23 protein-coding genes and 1 pseudogene are annotated in these 25,162 nt (G+C 45.6%); 19 read left to right on the forward strand and 5 right to left on the reverse strand.

The features are described 5' to 3' along the window. Positions 1–20 precede the first annotated feature (20 nt). From ACYQ3L_RS18255 to ACYQ3L_RS18340, 18 genes and pseudogenes are all read left to right on the forward strand, one after another. Positions 21–872, forward strand: coding sequence for an RteC domain-containing protein (locus tag ACYQ3L_RS18255; protein ID WP_044164916.1), 852 nt, complete (start codon positions 21–23; stop codon positions 870–872). Beyond that, the gene (locus ACYQ3L_RS18260; RefSeq protein ID WP_380000881.1) at positions 853–1,302 is read left to right on the forward strand and encodes a helix-turn-helix domain-containing protein; all 450 of its coding nucleotides are present in this window, start codon (positions 853–855) and stop codon (positions 1,300–1,302) included. Before ACYQ3L_RS18255 ends, ACYQ3L_RS18260 begins: the two co-directional genes overlap by 20 nt. 12 nt (positions 1,303–1,314) lie before the next feature. Then, on the forward strand, positions 1,315–1,572 hold the full coding sequence (locus tag ACYQ3L_RS18265; protein WP_380000879.1) for a hypothetical protein: 258 nt from the start codon (positions 1,315–1,317) through the stop codon (positions 1,570–1,572). Next, the gene (locus ACYQ3L_RS18270; RefSeq protein WP_380000877.1) at positions 1,569–1,928 is read left to right on the forward strand and encodes a TIGR04076 family protein; all 360 of its coding nucleotides are present in this window, start codon (positions 1,569–1,571) and stop codon (positions 1,926–1,928) included. The genes ACYQ3L_RS18265 and ACYQ3L_RS18270 overlap by 4 nt, the downstream gene beginning before the upstream one ends. 79 nt (positions 1,929–2,007) lie before the next feature. Next, the gene (locus ACYQ3L_RS18275) at positions 2,008–2,484 is read left to right on the forward strand and encodes a GyrI-like domain-containing protein (protein WP_380000875.1); all 477 of its coding nucleotides are present in this window, start codon (positions 2,008–2,010) and stop codon (positions 2,482–2,484) included. 6 nt (positions 2,485–2,490) lie between these two features. After that, positions 2,491–3,243 (forward strand): subclass B1 metallo-beta-lactamase, encoded by a 753-nt coding sequence (gene bla, locus ACYQ3L_RS18280; RefSeq protein ID WP_380000873.1) that lies wholly within the window; start codon positions 2,491–2,493, stop codon positions 3,241–3,243. 1 nt (position 3,244) lies between these two features. Continuing rightward, positions 3,245–3,568 (forward strand): carboxymuconolactone decarboxylase family protein, encoded by a 324-nt coding sequence (locus ACYQ3L_RS18285; protein WP_380000871.1) that lies wholly within the window; start codon positions 3,245–3,247, stop codon positions 3,566–3,568. Between the two features lie 7 nt (positions 3,569–3,575). Next, a complete protein-coding gene (locus ACYQ3L_RS18290; RefSeq protein ID WP_380000869.1) occupies positions 3,576–4,058 on the forward strand; it encodes a flavodoxin domain-containing protein in 483 nt (160 codons plus the stop codon). Between the two features lie 6 nt (positions 4,059–4,064). Beyond that, on the forward strand, positions 4,065–4,487 hold the full coding sequence (locus tag ACYQ3L_RS18295; RefSeq protein ID WP_380000867.1) for a DUF3788 family protein: 423 nt from the start codon (positions 4,065–4,067) through the stop codon (positions 4,485–4,487). Between the two features lie 25 nt (positions 4,488–4,512). Continuing rightward, positions 4,513–5,286 (forward strand): class I SAM-dependent methyltransferase, encoded by a 774-nt coding sequence (locus ACYQ3L_RS18300; RefSeq protein WP_380000865.1) that lies wholly within the window; start codon positions 4,513–4,515, stop codon positions 5,284–5,286. 99 nt (positions 5,287–5,385) lie between these two features. Then, a complete protein-coding gene (locus ACYQ3L_RS18305; RefSeq protein WP_380000863.1) occupies positions 5,386–6,060 on the forward strand; it encodes an HAD family hydrolase in 675 nt (224 codons plus the stop codon). A gap of 13 nt (positions 6,061–6,073) precedes the next feature. Next, a complete protein-coding gene (locus ACYQ3L_RS18310; RefSeq protein ID WP_380000861.1) occupies positions 6,074–7,231 on the forward strand; it encodes a class-III pyridoxal-phosphate-dependent aminotransferase in 1,158 nt (385 codons plus the stop codon). A 3-nt stretch (positions 7,232–7,234) separates the two neighbouring features. Then, complete coding sequence (locus ACYQ3L_RS18315; RefSeq protein ID WP_380000859.1) at positions 7,235–7,846, forward strand: NAD(P)H-dependent oxidoreductase; 612 nt, start codon at positions 7,235–7,237, stop codon at positions 7,844–7,846. Between the two features lie 14 nt (positions 7,847–7,860). Continuing rightward, a complete protein-coding gene (locus ACYQ3L_RS18320; protein WP_380000857.1) occupies positions 7,861–8,700 on the forward strand; it encodes a CPBP family intramembrane glutamic endopeptidase in 840 nt (279 codons plus the stop codon). 17 nt (positions 8,701–8,717) lie between these two features. Next, the gene (locus ACYQ3L_RS18325; protein ID WP_380000855.1) at positions 8,718–9,065 is read left to right on the forward strand and encodes an SH3 domain-containing protein; all 348 of its coding nucleotides are present in this window, start codon (positions 8,718–8,720) and stop codon (positions 9,063–9,065) included. 309 nt (positions 9,066–9,374) lie between these two features. Further along, entirely contained in the window at positions 9,375–9,986 is a 612-nt protein-coding gene (locus tag ACYQ3L_RS18330; RefSeq protein WP_380000853.1) for a DUF1349 domain-containing protein, read from the forward strand. 114 nt (positions 9,987–10,100) lie between these two features. Next, positions 10,101–10,707, forward strand: a pseudogene (locus ACYQ3L_RS18335) (AraC family transcriptional regulator). 432 nt (positions 10,708–11,139) lie between these two features. After that, positions 11,140–11,472, forward strand: coding sequence for a helix-turn-helix domain-containing protein (locus ACYQ3L_RS18340; RefSeq protein ID WP_380000851.1), 333 nt, complete (start codon positions 11,140–11,142; stop codon positions 11,470–11,472). Between the two features lie 108 nt (positions 11,473–11,580). On the opposite strand, the gene ACYQ3L_RS18345 is transcribed toward ACYQ3L_RS18340, so the two are convergent. From ACYQ3L_RS18345 to ACYQ3L_RS18360, 4 genes are all read right to left on the reverse strand, one after another. Then, a complete protein-coding gene (locus tag ACYQ3L_RS18345) occupies positions 11,581–17,346 on the reverse strand; it encodes a helicase-related protein (RefSeq protein WP_380000849.1) in 5,766 nt (1,921 codons plus the stop codon). Next, positions 17,333–17,779 carry a DUF1896 family protein gene (locus tag ACYQ3L_RS18350; protein WP_380000846.1) on the reverse strand — a complete coding sequence of 149 codons (447 nt, stop codon included), beginning with the start codon at positions 17,777–17,779 and terminating at the stop codon, positions 17,333–17,335. Before ACYQ3L_RS18350 ends, ACYQ3L_RS18345 begins: the two co-directional genes overlap by 14 nt. Before the next feature lie 147 nt (positions 17,780–17,926). After that, a complete protein-coding gene (locus tag ACYQ3L_RS18355) occupies positions 17,927–20,029 on the reverse strand; it encodes a type IA DNA topoisomerase (RefSeq protein ID WP_380000844.1) in 2,103 nt (700 codons plus the stop codon). Between the two features lie 32 nt (positions 20,030–20,061). Next, on the reverse strand, positions 20,062–21,939 hold the full coding sequence (locus tag ACYQ3L_RS18360) for a DUF4099 domain-containing protein (RefSeq protein WP_380000841.1): 1,878 nt from the start codon (positions 21,937–21,939) through the stop codon (positions 20,062–20,064). Between the two features lie 225 nt (positions 21,940–22,164). On the opposite strand from ACYQ3L_RS18360, the gene ACYQ3L_RS18365 reads away from it, so the two are divergent. Then, a complete protein-coding gene (locus ACYQ3L_RS18365) occupies positions 22,165–22,812 on the forward strand; it encodes a hypothetical protein (protein WP_380000839.1) in 648 nt (215 codons plus the stop codon). 86 nt (positions 22,813–22,898) lie between these two features. Here the strand turns inward: ACYQ3L_RS18365 and mobC are convergent, their stop codons facing one another. Continuing rightward, positions 22,899–24,908 carry a conjugal transfer protein MobC gene (gene mobC, locus ACYQ3L_RS18370; protein ID WP_380000837.1) on the reverse strand — a complete coding sequence of 670 codons (2,010 nt, stop codon included), beginning with the start codon at positions 24,906–24,908 and terminating at the stop codon, positions 22,899–22,901. Positions 24,909–25,162 lie beyond the last annotated feature (254 nt).

Genomic DNA, 25,162 nt, shown 5'->3' on the forward strand with positions numbered 1-25,162 from the left:
TGATTTCTAATAAAGGCAAGATGGAACAGTTTGTGTGTAATCTCAAGGAAAGTATTTATGCCGACATTCAGAAAATTGAATTGTCGGAGAGCGATATTTCTCAGAAGTCGTTGAAAATAATTCAAGTGCTGGAGAAAACCTTTGAAGATTTAAAAACATTCATTTTGGATTATACTTTCAAAGACCAAACGGAAGAAATAATTTTCTTTAAAGAAATCAAGCCTCAATTGTTCAGCCAATTAGTCTATCATAACAAAATTTACAATATTGAAATGCGGATGCCGACAGGCAGCTATAATGATAAAAAATCTTATCTGGAGAGTGTGTTAAGCAGAATCAAATATTTCTTCGATATGAATTTTGATTTTTACCATTATTACCGTTCCGGAAGTACTCACTTGGATAAATATTACTTTCTCATGGGGAAGCCTGATATACAACTCATTCTGGATAGCTTTTATTTTGAGCGGGATACAAAATTCTCTACAAGCCATGATTTCAAGGTAGCAAAAATATTGGCAAATGAAATGCTGACAGTATATGTAAACGGGAAAATTATCAAACTGGAACAACAGTCTCAATCCTTTACAGAAGAAAGTTATTGCATTTCCAAATCCAAACATACATGGACGGATTCAAAAACAGACCTTACGGAACTGATTTATGGATTATACGTTAAAGGAAGCATTGACAAGGGAAATGTTGATATAAAGGAACTTGCCGACTATTTTGGGAACTTTCTCAATATTGATTTGAAAGATATTTACCGTATCTATCTGAATATCAGAAGCCGTAAGGATAGCAGGACGTTATTCCTTGATTCTTTGACAGATGAACTTAATGACAAGATGGATGAAGATGATAAACGATAGTAGAAATGCAAGTATGGAAACGCTTATTCATATCGAATGGAACCTGAAAGGAACCATTGATATGCAACACCTTTCCAATGAATTGGGTTTTACGGAAAAACAACTCAATGAAGCATTCTATGAACAAACATCATTCAGTATTCAGGAATATATGGAGAAACGCCGCTTTACGGAGATAATGAAGCGTTTGGCGCAAACCTGCGATGAAGTAGCAGTAATTGCAGAAGATTTTTCTTTCCCCAATACCAATACTTTAGTGTCTTTTTTGCAGGAATTTAATGTTAATCCATTTTGTATCCGCAAAGGTTATCTGTTGGATGGATTTAACCTGACGGAATCAATAGTGGATTCAGTTATCAATCGTTTAAAGATTGCAGATTCGTATCAGACGGCGATAAAGTCATTAAATAGTAGTATTTTTGTAAGCTAATCGGACAAAAAGATGACGAAAATAAATACAAATTACAAAATGAGGAGGATTGAAAATATGAGTAAATACGAACCATTATGGAAACACCTGCAAGCAAATGGGAGTGAAACGCTGAAACTCACTTATGAAGACATCAAAGCTGTTCTCGGCTTTGATATCGACCATTCCTTTCTAACCTGCAAGAAGGAAGCGGCGCAATTTGGCTATCGTGTGGGGAAAATCTCCATGAAGGAGAAGCACGTTACATTTCATAAGGAGGAACAATTATGAAAAAATGGTATAAAGAAGAATACGAATTTACTGTTGAGGTAACCGGCTTTCTCCGTGGCGACCGCACCGAGGGATATTGCCGGAACGGCGAAGAAATCGGCGACAAATACACCTGTACATACGGCTGCCCTGTAAATTCAGATGGACAGGGGATTTGCTCCAAAGTGATGATGATTATGTTCCCGATTATGGAAGCCGTTAGGAGCGGCGGCGATTTAGAAAACATCGGTGGCGACGGCAAATACAGCAAGAACGTTGTATGCCCGGACGGTTGCGTTATATTTCGACTGACAGCAAAGAAACTTGATAACGAGAATTTTTTTAAAGGGAAGTTTATTAATCAGGAGGCGCTGTGATGAATGTTTCATTATTATGAGAGTAAAGGCAGCAAAATAATTAGTTTGAATAACCTGTTATGACAACAGAAAATAAAATATGAAGTACAGAACAGTTAATTTGGACGCATTCAGCGTCATTGGAGTAAAGAATTTTACATCCATCGAAAACGGCGAGAATTTCATCAAAATTCCGCGAATGTGGGCAAGTTTGCCCGAAGAAACAATGAACAGGCTGGGCGAACTTTCCAATCTGAAGCCGTCGGGCGTACTGGGTGTATGCGCGGAAATGCACGATAACGGCTTTGACTACTGGATTGCCGCCGCGACAACAAAAGAATGTCCCGCCGGATTTGAGAAGTTGGATATTCCCGCCGCACAGTGGATTGTCTTCGAGATAACCGGCGCGATGCCCAAAGCCGTACAGGACGGATGCCGGTACATATTCAATGAATGGTTTCCGTCGTCGGGTTATCAACATGCCGATGCACCGGAAATTGAGTGGTATTCCGATGGAGATATGAGTTCGCCCGATTATAAAAGTGAAATATGGGTTCCGGTTATTAAACAGGATTAGAATAAAATGAAGACACATCTGTTTTTTCTTTTTATATTGTTCATTCAGTTGCCTTTACGGGCGCAATCCGATTACCCGAAGATACGGATTTCCGAAGACGTCGAATTGATAAAACTTTCGGAAAAGGCATACGTTCATGTATCTGTTTCTGAAATAGACGGATTCGGCAAAGTCTCTTCCAACGGCTTGATTTTGGTAAGCAAGGACGAAGCGTTTCTTTTTGACACTCCGGCAACCGACAGTCAAACGGAAACTTTGGTGAAATGGATTGCCGATTCGTTAAAAGCCACTGTTTCTACTTTCGTTCCCAACCATTGGCACGAAGATTGTCTCGGCGGCTTGGATTATCTTCATTCAAAGGGCGTAAAATCATACGCCAATCAGATGACGATTGACATTACTAAAGGAAAGAGTTTGCCTATACCCCAACAAGGTTTTAGTGATTCACTTTCGTTAAAATTGCACGATATAGATGTTTCTTGCTACTATTTAGGCGGTGGTCATTCATCTGATAACATTGTTGTGTGGATTCCTTCAGAGAAAATTTTATTTGCAGGATGTATGGCAAAAGATATTCATTCCAAAGGACTTGGTAATTTATCAGATGCTGTTATAGACGAATGGAGTCCGACCATCAAAAAGGTTATAGCTAAATTTTCAGATGCCAAAATTGTAATTCCTGGTCATGGGCAAATCGGTGGCATAGAAATATTGCAGCATACAAAAGGATTATTACAGCAACATTTAAAAATAAAATAATATGGAAACAAAGAAACAGAAAAATTTAATGGAAGTCTTTCAGGAAGAATCTCCTGAAGTGGCACAAGCCTTCGGCGGATTAATCCAATCCGTCAGCAGCATGAAATCCTTGGAACCCAAGGTGAAGCAACTGATTTACATTGCTATTCGCGCCTCACAGGGCGAAACGACAGCAGTAACCGCCCATGTGCCGATGGCAAAACGGGCAGGCGCCACCCGCGATGAGTTGAAAGAAGCAATCATCATGACGACTACCGTTTGCGGTATCAAGGGAATTGCAAGTTGTTTGATTCCGGCTTTGGAAGCCTATGATAATGCAAAATAAAAAACTAATGAGAGCTGCTATTATTTATACATCCAAGCATGGAACAACCGCCAAGGTTGCGCAAATGATTGCAGGGCAATTAACCGGCAGTCAGGTATCAATCATTGACCTGAAAAAAGTGAAATGTCCCGACCTCAATTCCTTTGATGGAATAGTTTTAGGCACATCCATTTATGCCGGAACATCATCAAAAACGATGCAACGTTTCTGCAAGGACAACATTGCAGTATTGACGCAAAAGCGATTGGCGTTGTTCATTTGCGGAATGGAACCGGACACGTCCAAGCGACAACAGGAATTGACAAATGCCTATCCCCAGGCATTACATCAACATGCCGTTTCAACATGCTTTGCCGGAGGTGAATTTCAGTTCGAGAAAATGAATTTCTTTGAACGCGCAATTATCAAGCGTATTGCTAAAACGGATAAAAGCGTTTCGGACATAAACAGCGATAATATAGATAGATTTGTACAGGAAATCAACAAGTAAGGAATCATGAGTCAATTATTAAAGGAACAAAATATCTTTCCGTCAAAAGAAGTTTTAAAAGATGTACTCGGCAATGTTTACAATGTCTTTGAAGAAATGATAACAAGGCTAACTCAAGACGAATTTTCATTAACGGTCACTTGGAACTACTATAAAGACGGCAAATCATGGTTGTGCAAAGTTTGCGACAAGAAAAAGACAATCTTATGGCTTTCAGTTTGGGAAGGTTTTTTCAAAATCTCGTTTTACTTCACGGAAAAACACCTCGAAAGCATTGCGTCTTTGGATATTTCAGAGCAAATTAAAGAAGTATTTTTTCACACCAAACCGGCGGGGAAATTAATTCCATTAATAATCAATATCAATACGAGAGAACAATTAACCGATTTACTGAAAATAGCAAAGTATAAAAAGGATTTGACAAAATAATAAAATTAAAATAAAGTAAAAAACAATGAAAAATGAACAAATATCAATTATTGATTTAATCATTGAAACTCATGTAGGATTGGAGCGGCAGGGGCCTGGTAGTTCTGAAATGACTATTAAGGCATTAAGCTTCCTGGATAATCATAATCTTTCACGGGTAGCCGATTTAGGTTGCGGAACCGGCGGGCAAACAATGGTTCTCGCGCAAAATATTACCGGAATAATTACGGGTTTAGACCTATTCCCTGATTTTATTACTGTTTTTAACGATAATGCCAAAAAATTAAATTTCCAAGAAAGAGTAAATGGCATTGTTGGCTCAATGGAAAACCTTCCTTTTCAAAAAGAAGAACTTGACCTTATTTGGTCAGAAGGGGCTATTGATAATATAGGTTTTGAAAAGGGTTTAACCCATTGGAAAGACTTTCTAAAAAAGAGTGGCTATGTTGTAGTAACATGTCCTTCATGGTTTACTGATAAACGCCCTGCTGAAATTGAAAAATTTTGGTCTGATGCAGGTTGCAAATTAGATACAATAGGACATAATATTTCAATAATGCAAAAGGTTGGTTATATTCCTGTTGCATCATTTATAATACCTGAAAAATGTTGGACAGATAATTATTTTGCCCCACGAGAAGTAGCAGAAAAAGCACTTTTGGAAAAATATACCGGAAATCCTGCCGTAGAGGAGTTTATCGCCAATCAACGCCGCGAAGTTCAATTATACAACCGGCATAAAGCGTATTATGGCTATGTGTTTTATATTGGGAAGAAGAATGGTTACCCAATCGACTAATTTGAGTGTATATAAAATTGCTACGGAAATATTCATAGTAAAACCTGTCCATAAAATGTTGGTTAAATCGCAATTCAAAAAGAAAAAAGCATAGATTGAATGAATAAAAAAATCCGGATAAAAACGATTATACTCGACTTTGACGGCACGATTGCCGACACAAAAGACAGTATCATACAAACTATCCAGGCAACATTGGATGAGTTAGGTATTCAAAGAGCAAATGAATCCGGTATAAAGAACCTGATAGGACTTCCGCTCAGGGAAACATTTGTCAGGGTTGCGCACTTGATGGACAGGAATATGCAGGAGAAAGCGATAGTACTGTATAGAGAAAAATATAACCAAATTAGCCTTAATACGGTAAAATTGTTCCCCGATGTAAAGGAAACGTTAAAAGGACTGCATGATAACGGGCTAACCATCGCAGTGGCTTCCGGAAAAGGAAAGGAAGCGTTGTTGAATTTGTTGGACAGAATGGGAATTGCCCGGTACATCTCGCTGGTATTTGGGGAACAGGATGTGAAAAACAAAAAGCCTGCCCCCGACATGGCGCTGTTGATTCTTGAAAAAACAAATTCCAGCCCACAGGAAACTTTGGTGGTAGGCGACACGGTGTATGATATGGCAATGGGTCAGGAAGCCGGTTGCATCACATGCGGAGTAAGCTATGGAAACCATACGGAAGAACAACTCAAAAGCCGGAATCCGGACTTTATTATCGGAAAATTCACCGAAATAACAAGTATTATCGGGGAAATACATCAATTGTAAAACGACAAAGATTATGAAGCGTAAAGTAGATAATTCATACGGAATAATTCCCTTTTATATTCCATCCGAAAAAATAGTGGAAAAATCGAAAGGCTGCTACCTGTATGATTCGGAAGGAAAACAATATACCGATTTTGAATCGGGGGTCTGGTGCGCCAATCTGGGGCACAGTAACGACCGAATTGTGAAAGCAATGGAAGCGGGCATCCGTCAATCTATTCATCACGGGTACAAGTTCAGAAATCATCCGTCGGAATTTTTGTCTCAGGAACTTGTACGGATAACCGGATTGGAAAAAGGTTCGAGCGTTTTCCTGTCTTCCGGTTCGGAAGCGGTTAATCTTGCCATATCAATGGCGCGAAATATTACGGGACGCGAGAAAATATTGAAAATACACAATTCTTACCTGAGCGCATACGGATACGGGCAGATAACTCCCGGTAACAACCATATTGAGAATGTTCACTTTAACGATATGCAATCGTTGGATGAAACCAATTTTGGAGAGATTGCAGCGCTTGTTCTGGAAACAGGGGGAGCATCCATTGATATGGTCAGATTCCCGGATTATGCTTTTATCAAAGAATTAGTCGAATTATCAGTAGCTAACGGTTGTCTTGTCGTGGCAGACGAGGTTACTACCGGAATGGGACGTATGGGTAAATGGTTCGGATTCCAATACTATGATTTTTTACCGGATATAGTCGTAACCGGTAAGGCTTTGGGAAACGGTTATCCAGTCAGCGCGGTAACGGTCAGTGCAAAAATATCCGAATCATTCGGGAGCAATCCGTTCAGACATTTGCAATCCCACCAGAATGACCCGATGGGATGTGTAATCGGATTGGAGGTGATAAGGACAATTGGGGATGAAAATCTGTTGAATCGCTGTCTTGATACCGGACATTATTTCAAAGAACAATTATTATTTCTTAACACCAAATTCAAACAAGAAATAAGGGAAGTGCGGGGAAGAGGATTGATGATTGCTTTGGAACTGGATAACTCGGTCAATGGCGAACTTGTCAGCGATTTATTGTTTGAAAGAGGATTTGTTATTGGTTACAAAGCAAATACACTGCGTTTCTTACCTCCTTTGGTCATTGAAATAACAGAGATAGACAAGTTAATTACAAATATCGGTGAAATACTGGAACTGTTACGGCAATAGTATATGAATATCTTAATCATTTATGCGCATCCGAGCAATAAATCCTTTACATATAAGGTATTGCAAATTTTATTGAAGGCTCTGAATATGAGCAGTCACCAAGTTGAAGTATCGGATTTATACAAAATGAAATTTCAATCCGATATGACGGAAGAAGAATATGAAAGAGAGGGATTTGCAAAAACCGAACTTCCTTTATCCGAAGATGTTATCGCAGAACACCGGAAAATAGATTGGGCTGATTGCATTGTCTTTCTCTATCCGGTTTGGTGGAGTGATTGCCCTGCAAAAATGAAAGGTTGGTTCGACAGGGTTTATTCCGCCGGGTATGCTTATGGTTATAGCCAAAATGGAGAAAAAGCAATGAAAATGAAGCACATCAAATTGGGACTTGTCATTTGTACAGCAGGGCATCCAAACGATTTTTTAGAAGAAACAGGAATTGCAGGAAGTATGCGAAATGTAATGCTTGACGACAGGTTGGGAGTTCGATTCGAGAAGAAAGAAATGATGATACTCGGCGGCACACTGGAACTTGAGAAAGTAGCGAACAGTCATTTGGAAAAGATTATGAATTTAGGAATGAACATGGATAAATTTTGTGACACATTTTAAAAATAACGTCTGATATGCAACTGCAAAAGTACAATCGGCCGATACTGTTTTACGGCACATCTGTTTTGGTTCCGTGGCTATGTTGGTTTATATGGGCATGGTTAAGCCACAGTCAATGGCAAGGAAATCCGGCAGTGTTTTTTTGTGGGAGTATCCTTGGATTGACCGGTTTATGTGCTCCGTTCATTATTGCCATGATCTTGATACTTCCCGACAAGGAAATGAAACAGGAATTTGTTTCCGCAACGTTCCGGTTGAAAGGCATCCGACCTGTTTTCTGGACATTAACGATTTTCCTTTTCCCGTTGAGCATACTTGCAGCCCAAGCAATTTCCCTGTTTTTCGGATACAGCCTGTCTCAATTCAGGATTGTAGAACATCTCTCTTTTACGGCCGGTATTTTTCCCGCGTGGTTTTTACTGATATTAGCGCCCATTCTGGAAGAATTTGGCTGGCACACCTACGGGATACACTGTTTAAGAAACCGCTTTAATCTTCTGGTTACGTCTCTTATTTTTGCTATTGTCTGGGGAATCTGGCATATACCCTTATCTTTTGTGAAAGGCTACTATCAGAACGTTCTTGCGGAAACAGGCGTGATTTATTCCATCAATTTTCTGGTAAGCCTTATCCCTTATGTGATTATAGGCAACTGGCTGTATTACAGAACGAGTAGAAATATGCTGCTGGTGGTACTGTTTCATCTGCTGGCAGGATATTCCAATGAAATATTCCAGACACATCCCGACAGTAAAATTATACAAACGGTATTACTGTTGATATTTTCGACAGTCTTAGTATGGAAGGAAAAAGCATTTTTCTTTGACAAATCACATGAGAAAATATTCAATTAAACTATAAAAGAAATAATATGGAATATGTTGTAAATGAAGCGTATGAAACGGAATTTCCCAGTCCGTTACTGGTGAAGCGTAACGAAAAAGTAATCGTTAAAGGCGAATCGGAACATTGGCAAGGCTGGATTTACTGTATAAAGACGGACAGTTCTAACGAAGGATATGTCCCGGAACAAATAATAAGATACGAGGATAATTACGGAATCATAACGGAAGATTATTCTGCAAAGGAGTTGAATGTCAGGGAGGGAGATATTCTTGAAGGAATAAAAGAACTCAATGGATGGCTGTGGTCGGAAAATAAAAAGACCCATGAAATGGGCTGGATACCAGTAAAAAACATCAAATTATTGGAAAAATGAATGACGAAATGAAAAAAGAAGTAATACTTGGTCTGCTCAATGAGTTTGCAGACCGGGAGGAGTCGTTTATCGCTCCGGCCTTGAACGTCGGTTGCTTTGGACGCTGATTCTGCAAAATTATGAAACTCTCGTAAATAATAATTAACAAAAATAATAAAGATGAAAATTAATATGACGCAAATAAGACCTGTTGTAGAAGGTAACATTGAACAAACCCCAACTTCCATTATAATGAATTTATTTATTTGCATTATTATGGCGGCTGTATTTTTACTAACAAGTTGTAACACTGTTAAAAATAACACAGATATGAAAAATATTTCCTTGATATTCTCCGGTATTGAGTTTACCAAAGCTATCAATGACGCGGAGAATCATTATATGGTCAGTGACAGCCTTTTGGTTATTGATGGTATCGGAGGTTCCAATTATTTTATCTCGCCGGACGGTATGCGTGCCGAGGCCACCGCCCCTATACTTCTGAAAGAGATAGATAACAGCAGACCTTTCACTTTTACTACTTGTGTAGAGAGTAAAATAGAAAAAATATACGATGCCGGAACAATATATATCTACATTGATAATGAGAATTGGCTGAAATTTGCATTCGAACGCGACGAAAAACTTCGATGCCGTGTTGTTACCGTTAAAACGGATGGCTCTTCGGATGATAATAATCACGATATTATTGGGCAGGATTACGTGTACATGCGCATTGCATCAAACGGAAAACAAATAGGTTATTACTATTCGACAAACGGAGTCGATTGGAATCTTGCCCGGATATATAAAAACTATTATCCGCAAAAAATATGGCTGGGACTCAGTTCGCAATCTCCCAAGCCGGGTAATAATCCTGCTTCTTTCGGTAAAATGAGTTTGACTGATAGCTATATTTCCAATCACAGGTTGGGAAAATAACCGTGTAAATTCCCGATAAAGCATTGAAAGATGAATGAATCAAGTTCGCACCATCGGAAAAGCCGTAAAGTATAATCGCCCTTACCTTTGCGCTCAAGATAACATTCAGGAAAAATGGAACAACGACTATCGACAAAAGAAGATTACCGGCAGCGGGTTAATATCGTCATTGAGTACATCAACAATCATCTCGATGCAGTTATTGACCTTGAAAAACTGGCTGAAATATCCAATTTTTCAAAATGGCATTTCCAGCGCATGATGAAAGCGTATTTGGGTGAACCTGTTGGTGCGTACATCATGCGGGTGCGGGTGGAGACTGCGGCGAAACTGTTGCGGCGCATGGAGCAAATTGTGGCAGTATGTAAAGGAAAACAAGCTCTTTTCCGCAGGTATTGAACACATCGCCATCTATCACGACGACCCCAAAGTAACGGAAGCCGGCAAATTGCGTACCGACATCTGTTTAGTTTTGTCTAAAAAGGCTGAACCGAAAGGTGAAATCGGCGTAAAAACGATTGAAGGAGGCAAGTACGCAATGTTCCTCTATCAAGGCTCTTACGACAATTTGGGAGCAGTTTATGACACTATCTACGCTAAATGGTTGCCGGAAAGCGGCGAGCAACTGCGCAACTATCATTGCTTCGAGAAGTACATAAACAATCCCGAAGATACAGCTCCCGAAAAGTTGAAAACAGAAATTTATGTTCCAATAGAATAGACTCCGCCTTCTGCCACTGCAACTTATAGTTATCTTCATCGAAACAAACGAAGATTACATTTTTGATAGAATCATTCCTGGATAGAAAGCCCGCTACCGTGTAAAAAGCAATGGTAGCGGCTTTTTCTTTTCAAGTTAAAACAAATTCTATTATCAAGTTGATATAAAGTTCAATATCTATTTTAAGCCTCTTTTTGTCTCCAAATTGGGCGATTTTGAGGCGTTTTTCTACTGTTTCTGCCATAAAAAATAATTTCCAAAGCCGTTTTTTGTTCTTTGTTATTTCTCTAATAAAATAATCTGCTCATAATCAATCATGTAAAAATAATTTTCAAAAAAAGTATTATCAACTTGTCAATACCTGATAATTCAACTTCCGACCTTTGCAAAAACAACAACAAAAATGGCAAATAATCCTAAACAAAATAAGCCATGACAGACAGGGAATTAACGGCATTTATGCAAAACTGGTTTGAGCGGCTTATGGCACGGTTCGACCGATTGGACAAACATTTGGAAAAAATGGCGATAAAGGAGAAGTTGCTGGAGGGCGAACGGCTGTTGGACAACCAGGACGTTTGCCAGATGCTCAATGTAAGCAAGCGGACGCTCCAGCGTTACCGTTCGTCGGGCGAACTGCCCTACCAGATGCTCTATCATAAGACTTTTTACAGGGAAAGCGACGTGGAAGCCTTTATCAAGGCCAATTTCGCCAAAGGCGAAGACACGGACGACAATAATCCCGAAGAACCGGATGTTCCGTAATTGGTATTTTTCTTTTCTAAACACTATCGTTCAACAGAAGCCCGCACCGTCGTGATGACAGGCGCGGGCTTCGCTCATTTATGGTAATGTTCCCAACAATTTTTACTGTTAGATTTTGAAGCCCTTCCGCTCCAGTATTCCGACGGCAGGTCGGGCGACAACCAGCCTGTCGCCCATAATTGCCTTAATCGTCTGCAAATTATCCGGCATGGGTGCAAATTTATTTTCTTCTTTCGGGATACCCGCCATGATGCCGACGCTCTGCTCGATGGGTTTCAGCGAGGCTTCGATTTTACGCTCCATGACCACCATTTCCGCTTTCAGTCCCTTCAACTCGTCTTCCTTTTTCCAAAGGCTTTCCACCACTGCTTTGAGCGTGGGAACGTCCTTCATCAATTTTTCGTTGTCCGTCCTGTACTTCTCCAGCAGGGTGGGCATGGTGTCCAAGGCGTTCCGGAAATTGGCCGCCGCTGTCTTCGGGTCGGCTGCAAGGTGGCCGTGATTGTAGTTATACAAAATCTCGCCTTCTCCCTTGATAAAGAAACGGTTCTGTACCAAATCGAAGCCGTCCTTCACGGTGGTTTCCGATTTCACCAGCAGGGTAAAGCCATAAAGCGACCCGATGGGTTCCGACAGGCCGTGCGTCCGCGCTTTGTCGGCAATCTCGTTCAGTTTCTTACCAACGGACACGGGGTCGGTGGCGGCAAAGCCGTCCAGTTTTACAGGATTCAGGCGTGTGCCGTCCGGGGCAACCTGCACACGGGCGTTAAACGCTTCCACGTCTTTGGATATGCGGGCGATAAAGCCCTTGTTGGTTTCCACCGTCTGCATGATTCCCTCCAGCTTCCAGCGGGTCGAGGACTTGCCCTGCGTGAACGCCCGCCGTTCGCCCTCCAACGAAGTGATTTTTTTCTCTAACCGCGCTTTTTCCAGCAATTCGGTATTGCCGGAGAGGATTGCCACATATTCGGAGAAATTCATGCCGCTTTTCTCGTCCATACTGCCCTCGTCAATGGTACGGCTACCCATATTGTTATTCTTTAGCTGGTTAATAAATAGCTGCTTGTTGTGCAGCAACCCGAATTTATAAGCGTCCAGCGACTTTTCAACGGCATAAATCACCACATCGACCTTATTGTCGGCGTGTAGTTTGGCAACCTCGTTACCTTTGCGGATTGCCCTCCCGTCGCGCTGTTCCAGGTCGCTTGGCCGCCAGGGTGCGTCAAGGTGATGCACCGCTACGCACCGTTTTTGAGCATTAACTCCTGTCCCCAGCATTTCCGTACTGCCGAACAATACGCGGATTTTACCCTCGTTCATATCGCGTATCATCGCCTTGCGGGATTTCTCCGTTCCGGCTTCCTGGATAAACCGTATTTCGGATGCAGGGATGCCATACTGCGTGACGAGTTTGTTTTTAATCTCGCTGTACGGGTTCCAAATATCGGGTTTGTAGGTTCCCAAATCCGAAAAGACAAACTGCGTCCCTTTCTGCGGGGTATATGTCTTGTAGTAACCGGCAATGACGGCGGCGCAATGGCTGGCCTTGTTGTCGATATGGTCGCCGTACTTCTGCGGGTCTATCAGGCGCATGTCCAACGACATTTTACGGGCGTAGTCCGTTGCAATAAGCATCTTTGCCTTTTCCTCGCTTTCCGAAAGCGGCGGACGTCCCAAAATGGTGGCGTCGCCCGTTTTGGCAAAGGTCATGAGTTTCTGTATAAAATCCTGCTGGTCGGGCGTAGGCGGAATATTGTGCAGTATCTCGTTCTTCTCCGGGCGGTCGATACCGATGTCTTTCGCCGTGCGGAAATCGGTAATTTCCGAATAGAATGAAGCCAGTTCCGGCACTTTAATGAAGTACCGGAACCGCTCTTTCTGCACAATCTGGTTGGTTACCGAAAACTCGTAATCCTTCGTCTTCTTGGCGAAGATGGCCGCCCATGCGTCGAAGGTGTTGATGCCCTGCCTTTCGAGTTCCTTCGGGCGCAGGTACTTAAAGAGCAGGTACAATTCGGTGAGCGAATTGCTGATGGTCGTACCCGAAAGAAAGGTTGCGCCTAAATCCTTGCCCGTCCTGTCCTGGATGGTGCGCACGGCGAAAAGCATGTTAAGCGCCCGCTGCGAGCCGTCGGAGTTTCCCAGCCCCGCCACGCGGTCGTGCCGGGTGGTAAAGGTCAGGTTTTTGAATTTGTGCGATTCATCAACGAATAAATGGTCGATGCCCATCAGCCGGAAATCCACCGCGTCGTCCTTGCGGTTGGCGATTTGGTGGGTAATCCCTTTCAGGCGGGCTTCCAGATTGGTTTTCCGCTTTTCGACACCCCTGCGCATAAAATTGGAAACTTCCCCTCCCTTATTGCGCAGCACTTCCAGATTTTCTTCCACGCTGTCCAGCTCCTTTTGCAAGATGTCGCGCTGGATTTCGGGGGATTGCGGAATCATCCCGAACTGCTCGTGGGTCATTATCACCGCGTCCCAGTTATTATTTTTCATTTCGTTAAAAATGCGGGTGCGTTTGGCAGGGGTAAAATCCTCTTTCCCCGGATAGAGTACTTTCGCGTCCGGGTAGGCGGTGCAAAAGGTTTGCGCTATCTCGTGTACGTTGGCTTTCAGGGCGATTATCATCGGTTTGCCCGCTAATCCCAGCCGCTTCATTTCCATTGCCCCGCAGCACATAATCAGCGTTTTACCTGCCCCTACCTCGTGGTCGCAGATGCCGCCGCCATTGGTTTTGAGCATCCAGACGGCGTCCTTCTGGCTCTTATACAGGTCGTCGATACCCAGCGCTTTCAGGTCAAGCCCCGGAAAGGTCTGGTGGCTACCGTCATATTCGGGTCGCGCAAAACAGTTGAACGTGCGGTTATAGAGATTGGCCAGCCGGTCTTTGAACTCCGGCGACTGCTGGCGCAGCCAGTCGGAAAAGCCGTTACGGATTTCGTCGATTTTGCTGTTTGCCAGTTGGATGGCTTGCCCGTCGGGTACTTTGACTTCCTTATCGCCGTCCTTGATTGTCCTGGTAATGTCGGGCGTGGTGTCGTGCATGGCATGGCGCATCAAGGCAACTCCGTCGAACAGGCGGTTTTCGCTGCGGACGCCGTATTTCTCCGTGATGTTGGCGTTCCGGGAGCGGGCATTGAGGCTGAACTCGTCGCGGCTGGAGGCATACGTTATTTTTACATCGGTCTCAAACAGGTACGAAGCGTATGCGGCATAAATGCCGGTCGGTATCCACCTTTCGCCGAAATTAAAATCCAAATCGTCGAAGTCAATCGGCTTGGGCGCGGCTTCCTGCAAGGCTGCCAGCGATTCTTTGGCGGCTTCGTGGCCGGGATGACTGTCGATAAACTTTTGTACCTCGTCCGCTTTGGAAATAACATTTCCTGCGATAAACTTGTCGGCAACCTCATAGCCGCCCACCAGCGGATTGAAATAAACCCTGCTCTTCAATTCTGATAGTAGGCTTTCTTCCGGACTGCCTGTAAGCGAGGCCATATACTCCAAATCGACCTTGCCGTGCTTGTTGAGCGAAGCAGCCAGCGCGTCGCGGGCGTTGTCGGCGTGGGTAATCTCCCGGCTGTTGAACGCCACTGGACGTTCAAAGATGTCCGCCTTTACCGCCTTGCCCTCACGATAACGTTCCAAAGAGAGTATTTCCCGGCCTCCGGCGTCCATCTTAATCAGGTCAAGATTCTTGGGGTCGTTCAGATTGCCGAATTTCTCTGTAAAATCATCGTACAGACGATTGAGCATCTGCCGAAGCGCAGGATTTTCCTTCAACTGGCCGGCTTCGTTCAGGTAGAGGTGGTGGTAGGTATCGCGGATTTCGATGTAGAGCGATGCCCGTTTCCCCTGCTGCGCTGAAAGCTCCAGCGGGTGGAACATGGGGTTGAAACCGTTCAGGTCGCGAAGATAGCCGATGCGGTTGTCCGCATTTGTTACCAGCGAGCCTTCCCTGTAATGTTTCGGTAGCCCCTGCTCCGGCACAGCAAAGGGTACGGGTTTCATCCGTTCTTCCCGTTCCGTTTCCCTTTTGAGGTTTTGGGACTGTTCCTCCTTTCGGGCATCGGCGACAGGATAAACGGGTTTGGTATCTGTTTTTGTTTCCTTGGCTTGCCTTTCCGCTTCTTTCCTCTTTTTACCGGCTTCCAGCATCAATTCTTCCCGCCAGTCCAGCGGTGCGCGGTCATCTTCTTTTTTTGAAGATTTCCGCTTCTGCTTTGCTTTGGGCTGGGGTATCTCCATCCGGCGGCGGGAACGGCTGTTTTTGGGTTTGATTTGTGTGCGTTCCTCGGCGGACAACCCGAACAAATCATACAGCGATATGAGCGGTTGGTTTTGGATGTTATACGCCGGTTCCACCGCTTTCGCCTCCGCAGTCGGCTCTTTGGTTTGCGCAGGCGGCGGAACCGGGTCGGAAAAGTCAAACTGCAAGGAAGTTTGTGTTCCCGGCGGCATGTATGGCTGTTCTTGCGGCTTCAGCTCCCTTACCGGGGAAAAATCGTCATCCGACAGCACATCGTCAAAACCCAGCCTGTTTTCCTCCCAATCTAATTGCGCTGTACTTTTTCGTTCGGAAAAATCTTCCGGGGTGGCTTCCATAAACAATTCCCTGTCTTTTTCCTTGTTGGCTTCTACCATTTCGCCCATTTCCCGCCAGTCCTGCGCTGTCGGCCGGTAGCCCCGGCTTTGGGCGGCGGATTGCTCCACCTGCGGGGCGTGTTTTTGGTACAACTCCATATCCAGATGCCGCGAAAAATCTTCGCGCAGCATCCCGCGCAATGCGGCTGCAATGCCTCCCACTCCGCCGGAGTGGAGAAACTCCATCGCCGGTTTACCGTAAGGGTCGGTTCCGACCTTTACATTGTCGTGGATTACCCGGTCGAAATTCTGGAACAGGTTATTGACCGGTATGCCGTTGGAGAGCTTCCTGCTGTCGATAAAATCCTGCTGCCTTTGTGAGAGTTCCTTAACACCTGTTTTCTTCTGGAGGATAACGAGGTCGCTGCCTACTTCCGTTCCGGCATGTTCCGTAAAAAGGTTATTCGGGAAGCGGACGGCGGAAACAGGTTCGCACCGCTCCATCAGCCACTCGCGCACGGGGCGGTTGGCTTCGGAGTTCAATACGCCCTGCGAAGTGATAAAGGCGATCAGCCCGCCCTCGCGGACGCAATCGACGCCTTTCATAAAGAAATAGTTGTGTACTGTGCCGGATGCCTGCCGGTGGGCGTCGTCTTTCGCGTTGCTGTATGCGGGGTCGAATACCCTTACGTCGCCGAACGGGATATTGCTGGCGGCTACATCAAAATAACCGTTGTAACGGGCTTCGATGTTTTCAAATCCCTCTACCCGCACTTTTTCGGCAGGATTCAGGTGAGAAAGGATTTTTCCGGTCAGCATATCCTTTTCAAACTGTGTCGCTTCACATCCCGGATTCAGCAACCGGACAGATTCGGAAAAGATTCCTGTTCCGGCGGAGGGGTCGAGCAGGCGCACCGGTTCAACGCCGCTTTCTTTCAAGGCTGCAGCCAATGCGTCCACCACTTTGGGCGGGGTATAAAAGGCGGACAGCACGGAATTTTTCAGAGAACTTACATAGCGGTTATACTGCGGCGCGTTTCCCGCTCCCATGCGCAATATATCGTGCAACTGCGTAACCAGCGGAAACAGTTCGCTGTCGGTTTTTGTCCAGTGTTGTACGTCTTCCGGCTTGTCGGCGGGATTCAACACGGCTTTGATTCCCCCGAAACCGCAGTAGGTTTCCAATATTTCCCGTTCGGCGGGCGTTGCCTGCCGCCCTTCTTTTTCAAGGCTGAACGCTAAACGTATCGCCTCAATGTTGTCCCGAAGCCGGGCTTTCTTATTGAACGCCATCTTCGAGAAGTATTTGGATTGCGCCCGTCAGTTCCGTGTAGAGTAACCTGTACTCTGCACTATCGGCGAAATCGTCCGACAATGTATATTTTCCAATTACAGCCGAAAGGCGGGGCAGTAACTCTATTGCCAAGCCTTCGGCCAGCGCGGGGTCTGTTTCGTCCGTAAACTCGTCCCAAAGTATATTGACAATGGTGCGGTAAGGAGAGAAATGCAGTCCGGCATAGAGGATTTGGGAAGCGGCTTCTTCGGCTTCATCGTGCGAGCCGCCCGATTTGATAATGCTACTGTATGCTTCGGCTGCCGTATCACCCCGCGAGGCGATAAACTGTTTGTCGGTTGCCTTTTCGGGATGCGATTCACGTAAATAGGATAACAGGGAGAGCCGGAAATAAGACATTTCCACGTCTGCGGATTTATTTGTTGCTTTCATCTTTTGATTTTTTAGTGGTAAATAAATGGAGGGAAAGGAAAAAGCGACCGGAGCCTTGCCCCGGTCGCCACCACTAAAAAAATCCGATGTCAGGCAATTATCCCTAATTGGCAAGTCTTAGATTCTTTCAGTGGCAAAGGTAATCATTTACTTTGTTTTACCTTTCTTTCCGTTCTTGTTTTCAAACTCGAACACGGTTTTATAGTCGGCGTCAAAGGCTACGGCTGCATCGAACGGTTTTCCGGTCTTACTGCTCGTAAAGCCTTTGATGATGCCTGTTTTACCGTTCGTCAGCAAGGCGGTAAGCTGCGTATCGGTCAAATCCTTTTTGGCAATGGTTCGGAAAACCATTAGCCCGCAATGCTCATTATTGCATTTGGCAACCTTCGGAAAGAATATGACCTGTCCGCTTTTACATTTGAGGCAGCCGCAGCCGGGGCGGTCGTCCTGCCGTTCAAAAGCGATGCCGAGCAATTCCGTGGTGATTTGCGAAGCATACACCTCTATCGAGTGGTGGAATGTAGCTGCATCCATTTTCCCTTCACCGATTTTAGAAAGGGCGTGTTCCCAACTTCCGGTCATCGCAACATCCGCAATCTTTTTGTCTTTCACGGCAAGGTAAACTACCAGTCCCTTGTTGGTCGGAACCAACGCCTTCTTTTCGCGCACGATATATTCCCGTGCAAACAGCGTTTCAATGATGGCCGCACGGGTAGCAGGTGTGCCGATACCGGCGTCCTTCATCGCTTCGCGTTCTTCTTCGTTGGTACATTCCTTGCCTGCCGATTCCATCGAACCAAGCAAACTTGCCTCTGTATGCAGCGGACGGGGCTTGGTCTGCTTTTCCAACGCTTCCATATCCCGGACGGGAAGCATATCGCTTTCGGCGAGTTGGGGCAGCGTGGTTACGTCTTCGTCCTGCGCTTCTTCATCGGTGGCGTTAAACACAGCCCGCCAGCCGGGAAGTAGTGTTACGCTGCCCTTTGCGACAAAGTGTACGCCGCCCGCGTCAAGCGAAACGGCGGTGTTCTCTTTGGTGCAACGATTGGAGAATGATTCTAACATTCGACCGGCTATCATGTCATAAATCGTCCGTTCATCGCCGGTTAATCCGTCCGCCGGATCTCCGGTGATGATAAGCGCATGGTGGTCGGTTACTTTCTTGTCGTCCACGCAGCGGATATTGAGTACGATGTTATCCATTGAAGCGGCGTAAGCGCCAAAACGCGGATGGTTTTTCAGCGTGGCGATCAGGTGCGGTATCTCGTCCAGCACATCGGCGGAAATATAACGGCTTCCCGTGCGTGGATACGATATTTTTTTTGATTCGTACAACGCTTGGGCGATATTCAGCGTTTTGTCGGCTGAAAAACCATGTTTGCTATTGGCTTCCTTTTGAAGCGTGGTCAAATCATACAACAGCGGTGGTTCCTGCTTTACTTCTTTCTTCTCGACACCCGTAACGCGGACGGTTCCGGCAGCCTTCACCTGTTGCAATGCGCCATCGGCTGTGGAACGGGTATCGTACTTGTCCACCGACAAAACGGCAAATGCCGTATCATCTTTAGCCGTGTGGATTTTCAGTTTGAAGTACGTTTGCGGCTTAAAGTCCTTATTCTCCAGATAGCGGCTGCATATCATCGCCAGCGTGGGTGTCTGTACTCGACCGAGCGACCACGAGCCGCGCCCGGCGGCAATGCTCAACGCCTGACTTGCATTAAGTCCGACAACCCAATCGGCCTGGCTTCTTGCTCTCGCCGATAAATACAGGTTGTCGTAATCGCTGCCGGGGCGGAGATTCTGAAAACCCTCCTTAATGGCTTTGTCGGTCAAACTGCTTATCCATAAGCGTTGGCACGGGCGGTTGCTTCCCAAATATTCATAGATGTAGCGATGGATTAACTCGCCCTCCCGTCCGGCGTCCGTGCAAACGACAATGCCGTCGGCTTTGGAAAACAACTCTTTGATGATTTTCAGTTGCTTCATCACGCCGGGGTCATTTTTGTATTCCTTACCTTCTTTGATTTGGCGGGGAATGAGTATAAACTCCTTCGGCAATATAGGCAGGTTTTCCTTTTGGAAACCGGTAAACCCGTATGCTTCGGGCATGGCAAGCCCCACAAGGTGGCCGAACGCCCAGGTAACAGCCCAGCCGTTACCTTCCATATAGCCGTCTTTTTTACTGGTTGCGCCGAGTATGGCGGCTATACTTTTAGCCACGCTCGGTTTTTCTGCTATACAAACTTTCATATCGAATTTTTTTAGTGGTTTGAAAAATTGAATTACATTTTATGCCCCGTGCTTTTCCTGGGCTTGGCGGGAGATTGGCGCTGCTCCTGTTGCTCTTTCTTTTCCGCCTGCTTCCCGGTGGGCTGGGTCTGGCCTTTCTGCAATGGCTCGGTCGAGTGTTTGGTCGCCTCGTTGGTTTTACCCTCATTATTGACGGCAACCTGTGTTTTGAAGCCTTCGGCGGGTTGCGACTGCTTCTTGGCCAGTGCTTCTTTCCATTGTTCGGGAGGCAGGCTGGTATGGCGGATACGCCCGGCATCCTGATCCGGCCACACCCAGGCATTGTACTTCTGTCCCTTTTGGTCGGTGGACTCCACCTGCTTCACCCCTTCTTCCTGTTTGGGTTTATTGTTCTGGTTTACCATCCCTTCTACCCAGACAGGTTTATTTTCGCACAGGGTTTTGAACTGTTCGCGGGTGAGTTCGACGCCGCCCTGCACGGGACGCACCCATACTTCGCCGACCTTGCGGGCTTTGAGCGGCTGGTTGTCGTCCTGTCCCGTTTTTTGTTCCGCTTTCGCCGCCCGTTCCTGTTGGCGCTGCTGGCGTTGTTCGGGCGTAAACAGGAAGTCGAAATTTTTATTCACGGCATTATACTGGACAATGCGCGTGATTTTCCCGCCGGGTTCCTCGCCGGGGCGTTGCTTCTTGTCCATGTTTTCTACCAGCACGCCTTTACCGGCTTTCAACCCGTCCTGCTGTTCTTGCGAGAGTTCAACGCCTTTCAGTACTTTCGGGATTTGGATTTCCGATAGTGGGACGGCCTCGAAGCGGTTGGTGATTTTATCCAGCGATACGAGCGCCGGGACTTTTTCGCCGCCGGGGGTCATTTCCAGCTCAAAGACACGCCCGCCGTGGCCGGTAGCGGTGAGTTGCTTCCGGTCGTCGGGGGAGAACATGACACCCATAAACGGCTTTTCAAAATCAGGCTTCTCCTGAAAGGGGTGCGTCTGGATTTTGATTGTGCCGTCGGGCTGCTGCTCAAAGGACAGGCGGGCTTTTGCCTGCAACTCTTTACCGTCAATCTCCATGCGGATTTCGAGCAGTCCGGGCGACTTGTGGCCGTAGGACATGGCTTTGAGCGAATCCTGCAAGTTGTCGCCGGTCAAACCGTACTTTTCGACCTCTTTCCATTCAAGCTTGTTCAGGTCAAGCGGCTGGTACTTCCCCTGCGCCTGTTCCTGCATCTTGCCCTCCGGCGTTACACGGTACGGGTCGAGTACCTTGTCCTCCGGGTTGATCCTGATGATTTTGTCAAGGAAAGCCGCCATCATATCGACCGCTTTCCCGCTGACCGCGTAAATACCCGTGTGCGACGGGTTTTTGAACTGTGCCGTGAACTTCTGAAAGAAGTTCTCCAGTGCGTTGCCACGCGGGTCGATTTTCAAAAAACTGTCGGCATTCTCCTTTGTCGGATCGACCTTTTTCAGCTTGCCGTCCTTTCCTTCGGCGACGGCTTTCAGCTTGCCATCTTCGCCCTGCGTCAAAATGACTTTCGGGTCATGCTCCTGCGCCGCGCCCATGTAATCCTGGAGGCGGATACGGCTTTCGGTAACAATCCGCGCGTCCGGCTGGTGGTTCAAAAGCCCTTCCAGCACTTTTACCCCCATGTCCAATCCGTTTGCGCTTACCTTGTAAAATGCCGTGCCGGAAGGGTCGCCAGTCCGGGACATGAAGTTTTGGAAGAATTTTTCCATGTCGCCGGAATTTTTCTCGACGGTCAGGAACATCCGCTCGTTCCTCATCGACGGTTCTACGGTCTTGATTTTCTTCCCGTCCTCGCTCATGCCTGCAACGGCTTTCAGCCTGCCGCTCTTTTTGTCCGCGACAAGCAAAATGTCGCGGTCGTAATTAATCTGTTTTTCTGCCATAAATCATTGATTTTTAAGTTCCGCATTACTATTAATGCGGAACGAAAGTACGCCTATCTTACTATGCGGCAAAGGGATTTCAGGTGGCTGGCAGCTTGTGGCGCCGGTTTGGAAGCGTGTGGCGTTGATGCTTTGGTTTCCAGCGGGTTATTTGCCTGTCGGTTTTGCCCGGAAAAACGAAAAAAGCGGCGTATCTTTGCAGGGTAATTATATAAGTTATGAAGCATGGCAAAAAAGAAACCTCCGGGACATTACTGCCGAATCTGCGGTTGCCGCAAGCCTAACGAAAAGTTCAGCGGCAAGGGACATGCCGGGCATATCTGCAAGGAATGTTACTCGCTGCCGCAGGAAAAGAAGAACGAACTGCAATATATTAACCGGATAGACCGGATTGCGGAAAAATATCCACGCTCGCGGGAGGACTGGGAATACCTTGAAAAATGCGCGAAAAACAAAAAGTATCCCGAAGCGGCGGAGTTTGCCCAAATGATACTGGGCATGAGTGGCAGGGGAGTGAATGAACCGATTGAAAAAGGCTGTGAAAACGATGGGGATATTTATGATTATGCGGATATAGACAATCTTCCGGTATTTTCCGAAAAGAAGAAATTTGCCGGACTTGACGATGATGAAAAAAAATGGCTCCGGGATTATATCCGTTCGGAAATCATTGAACACTGGGAGCATTCAAATGTATGCCCGAATGAAAATGAGCTGGTTGAAATAAGAAAGCGGATGACGGGTATATTTGAAGAAGAATGCCATATCATCTTGAAGAACGACGCCACATTGAGGAAATTCTTTCAGGACAATGTAACTTCTGCAATGAATAAATTACAGAAGAAGACAGAGGTTAGCGTAAAAAACAGCTAACCCCTGTTCTCAGTTAATTATTACATATATATAATGTGTATGGAAACAGAGAGAGCCGCCCGAATGGGCGGCTCTCTCTGTTTCTCTTACTCCTGTTTTGGGAGTAAATGACACAGTTTGGGGTCGGCCTTGATACGTTCCAATTCTTCCGCGACGATTTGTTTTGTTTCGGCTTTAATGCGGTCGTAATTCTCTTTAATCATTTCCTTCATACGATCAACACCATTCTCATCTACAAAATTGGAGATGACGGGTATTTTCCGGTACGCCTTCATTTCTGCGGCTACCCTGTCGTTATCCACTACTATTTCACAATGGAAAATCTTCTGCTCAATGCGTTCGTCGAAGTTGTCGGCGACCGCCCCGACAAACATCCCCTGCGTCAGGTTGGAAATTTTCGACGGCGGTATCAATGAATCCATTTGCGTTGAAATGGATGTCGATTTGTCCTGCCGGTTAATGGTCATCGACTGGCGTTTCTGCAACACTTTCCCGAAGCGGTCGGAAAGGGTTTTGGCCGTATCGCCCACCACTTGACCGGAAAAGATATTGCCGACCGTGTTCATCACTACGGCGGCTTCCTTATCGCCATAATCCCGTTTTAGCTGTGAAAAGTCCTGAAAACCAAGCAATACGGCCACCTTGTTGCTTCGGGCGGTGGCAATCAGGTTATCCAACCCTTTAAAGTAGATCGTCGGCAACTCGTCGATAATGACCGAACTTTTTAGTTGGCCTTTCTTGTTAATGAGTTTCACGATACGGGAATTATACAGTCCCAATGCCGCCCCGTAGATATTTTGCCGGTCTGGATTGTTGCCGACTACAAGGATTTTCGGGTCTTCGGGGTTGTTGATGTCCAGCGTAAATTCATCGCCGGACATTACCCAATATAATTGCGGGCTTATCATTCGGGAGAGTGGAATTTTGGCCGACGCTATCTGCCCCATCAACTGATCAGCGGCACCTCCTAACCACGCATCCATAAAGGGGCTAAGGTAGTTTTCGAGGTCAGGATACGAAGTAAGTATCGGAAAAATATCTTCGTAGCGCTTGTTCAGGAACTCAACCGCATGGGGAAAGGTGCAATACTTCCCGTCCTGATAGATGCGAAGATACCAGATAATTGCTGCAAAGAGGATTATCGGGGATTCCACGAAAAAGTCGCCCTGCTTTTGCACCCACGTTTTGTTCAAATTTAACATTATTGTATAGGCTGATTCGTATGCGTCCGATATATCGTCCATGAAAGAGGGGTTAATCGGATTGCAGCGGTGAGAGCGCGAAGGGTCGTCGAAGTTTATCACATAAAAGGTTGGGACTTTGGCGTAACCCTCACGGTTGTTCAGCAGGTGATTATACGCAATCGTCGATAAATCAGGAAACTTGAAATCGTAAATGTAACCGGTAAATCCCTTTTCGATTTGCTGTTTGATGAACTGGTTTACCACGGCGTAACTCTTTCCCGAACCCGGCGTACCCAGCACAATCGCCGCCCGAAAGGGATTTACAATGTTTATCCAGCCTTTCCACGTCTTCTTTTTGTACCAAAAGCGGGTAGGCAGGTTTACCGAATATTCGTTTACCATTAACCTGGTTTCCTGCATGAAACTCTCGTTCTCCGTGTTAAACACGTCGTCCATCAGGTTGTTTTTCAACAAGCGCGACATCCATATCCCCGCCATGAGCAGCAGGATATAACCAACGGTCATGGTAAAAATGTAGAACCCGGCATTGGCTATAAGCGGGAACGGCAAAATCAAAAGCCACCAGTTCAGGAAGAAGAAAACGAACCCTACGCCCAAGCAGACGTAGATTTTATTCCATGTTATTTTCTCGTCTTTCACGCCCTTAGTTCCCAAACAGGACAGGGCAAGGAACACAACGGCAAAAATTTTTGTCCACAGGATGGAGGTAAACAATCCGGCAGTGCGGTTGAAATTCATCAGGATTTTATCGACCACCCCGATATTGACGCCCCACTCTTTAATTGCTCCGTAACAAAACCAGTATATGTTTATCACTACGAATAAAATACTTAGCGCCCGCATAAAGTCCATGACTTTTGCCAGCCCTCTCAAATCATCTTCTTGTTGCATAATCAATTTGTTTTTTAGTTGTTTGACAATGGATTGAAAATGCGAAAGTAGGAAGATGAAAACGCCCCGAAGCTATGTTTTCGGGGCGTGGCAGCTTGTGGCGTCGGTTTGGATGCTTGTGGCGTTGTTGTTAATGATATCAAAGGTTATAAGTGATTATTCTTCCTTTTCATCAAATATTTGCTAATTTTGTGGCGGCAAAATAAGTATCTACTATAGTAGAAAAATAAAATAAGAACCATAAAAAGTGATAA

It is taken from the genome of Dysgonomonas termitidis, assembly GCF_054657735.1.

What these genes read in the sequence shown, in the direction of transcription:
- ACYQ3L_RS18255 (WP_044164916.1), top strand. Translation starts at nt 21, where the DNA reads ATGGAACAGTTTGTGTGTAATCTCAAGGAAAGTATTTATGCCGACATT.
- ACYQ3L_RS18260 (WP_380000881.1), top strand. Translation starts at nt 853, where the DNA reads ATGAAGATGATAAACGATAGTAGAAATGCAAGTATGGAAACGCTTATT.
- ACYQ3L_RS18265 (WP_380000879.1), top strand. Translation starts at nt 1,315, where the DNA reads ATGACGAAAATAAATACAAATTACAAAATGAGGAGGATTGAAAATATG.
- ACYQ3L_RS18270 (WP_380000877.1), top strand. Translation starts at nt 1,569, where the DNA reads ATGAAAAAATGGTATAAAGAAGAATACGAATTTACTGTTGAGGTAACC.
- ACYQ3L_RS18275 (WP_380000875.1), top strand. Translation starts at nt 2,008, where the DNA reads ATGAAGTACAGAACAGTTAATTTGGACGCATTCAGCGTCATTGGAGTA.
- bla (WP_380000873.1), top strand. Translation starts at nt 2,491, where the DNA reads ATGAAGACACATCTGTTTTTTCTTTTTATATTGTTCATTCAGTTGCCT.
- ACYQ3L_RS18285 (WP_380000871.1), top strand. Translation starts at nt 3,245, where the DNA reads ATGGAAACAAAGAAACAGAAAAATTTAATGGAAGTCTTTCAGGAAGAA.
- ACYQ3L_RS18290 (WP_380000869.1), top strand. Translation starts at nt 3,576, where the DNA reads ATGAGAGCTGCTATTATTTATACATCCAAGCATGGAACAACCGCCAAG.
- ACYQ3L_RS18295 (WP_380000867.1), top strand. Translation starts at nt 4,065, where the DNA reads ATGAGTCAATTATTAAAGGAACAAAATATCTTTCCGTCAAAAGAAGTT.
- ACYQ3L_RS18300 (WP_380000865.1), top strand. Translation starts at nt 4,513, where the DNA reads ATGAAAAATGAACAAATATCAATTATTGATTTAATCATTGAAACTCAT.
- ACYQ3L_RS18305 (WP_380000863.1), top strand. Translation starts at nt 5,386, where the DNA reads ATGAATAAAAAAATCCGGATAAAAACGATTATACTCGACTTTGACGGC.
- ACYQ3L_RS18310 (WP_380000861.1), top strand. Translation starts at nt 6,074, where the DNA reads ATGAAGCGTAAAGTAGATAATTCATACGGAATAATTCCCTTTTATATT.
- ACYQ3L_RS18315 (WP_380000859.1), top strand. Translation starts at nt 7,235, where the DNA reads ATGAATATCTTAATCATTTATGCGCATCCGAGCAATAAATCCTTTACA.
- ACYQ3L_RS18320 (WP_380000857.1), top strand. Translation starts at nt 7,861, where the DNA reads ATGCAACTGCAAAAGTACAATCGGCCGATACTGTTTTACGGCACATCT.
- ACYQ3L_RS18325 (WP_380000855.1), top strand. Translation starts at nt 8,718, where the DNA reads ATGGAATATGTTGTAAATGAAGCGTATGAAACGGAATTTCCCAGTCCG.
- ACYQ3L_RS18330 (WP_380000853.1), top strand. Translation starts at nt 9,375, where the DNA reads ATGAAAAATATTTCCTTGATATTCTCCGGTATTGAGTTTACCAAAGCT.
- ACYQ3L_RS18340 (WP_380000851.1), top strand. Translation starts at nt 11,140, where the DNA reads ATGACAGACAGGGAATTAACGGCATTTATGCAAAACTGGTTTGAGCGG.
- ACYQ3L_RS18345 (WP_380000849.1), bottom strand. Translation starts at nt 17,346, where the DNA reads ATGGCGTTCAATAAGAAAGCCCGGCTTCGGGACAACATTGAGGCGATA.
- ACYQ3L_RS18350 (WP_380000846.1), bottom strand. Translation starts at nt 17,779, where the DNA reads ATGAAAGCAACAAATAAATCCGCAGACGTGGAAATGTCTTATTTCCGG.
- ACYQ3L_RS18355 (WP_380000844.1), bottom strand. Translation starts at nt 20,029, where the DNA reads ATGAAAGTTTGTATAGCAGAAAAACCGAGCGTGGCTAAAAGTATAGCC.
- ACYQ3L_RS18360 (WP_380000841.1), bottom strand. Translation starts at nt 21,939, where the DNA reads ATGGCAGAAAAACAGATTAATTACGACCGCGACATTTTGCTTGTCGCG.
- ACYQ3L_RS18365 (WP_380000839.1), top strand. Translation starts at nt 22,165, where the DNA reads ATGGCAAAAAAGAAACCTCCGGGACATTACTGCCGAATCTGCGGTTGC.
- mobC (WP_380000837.1), bottom strand. Translation starts at nt 24,908, where the DNA reads ATGCAACAAGAAGATGATTTGAGAGGGCTGGCAAAAGTCATGGACTTT.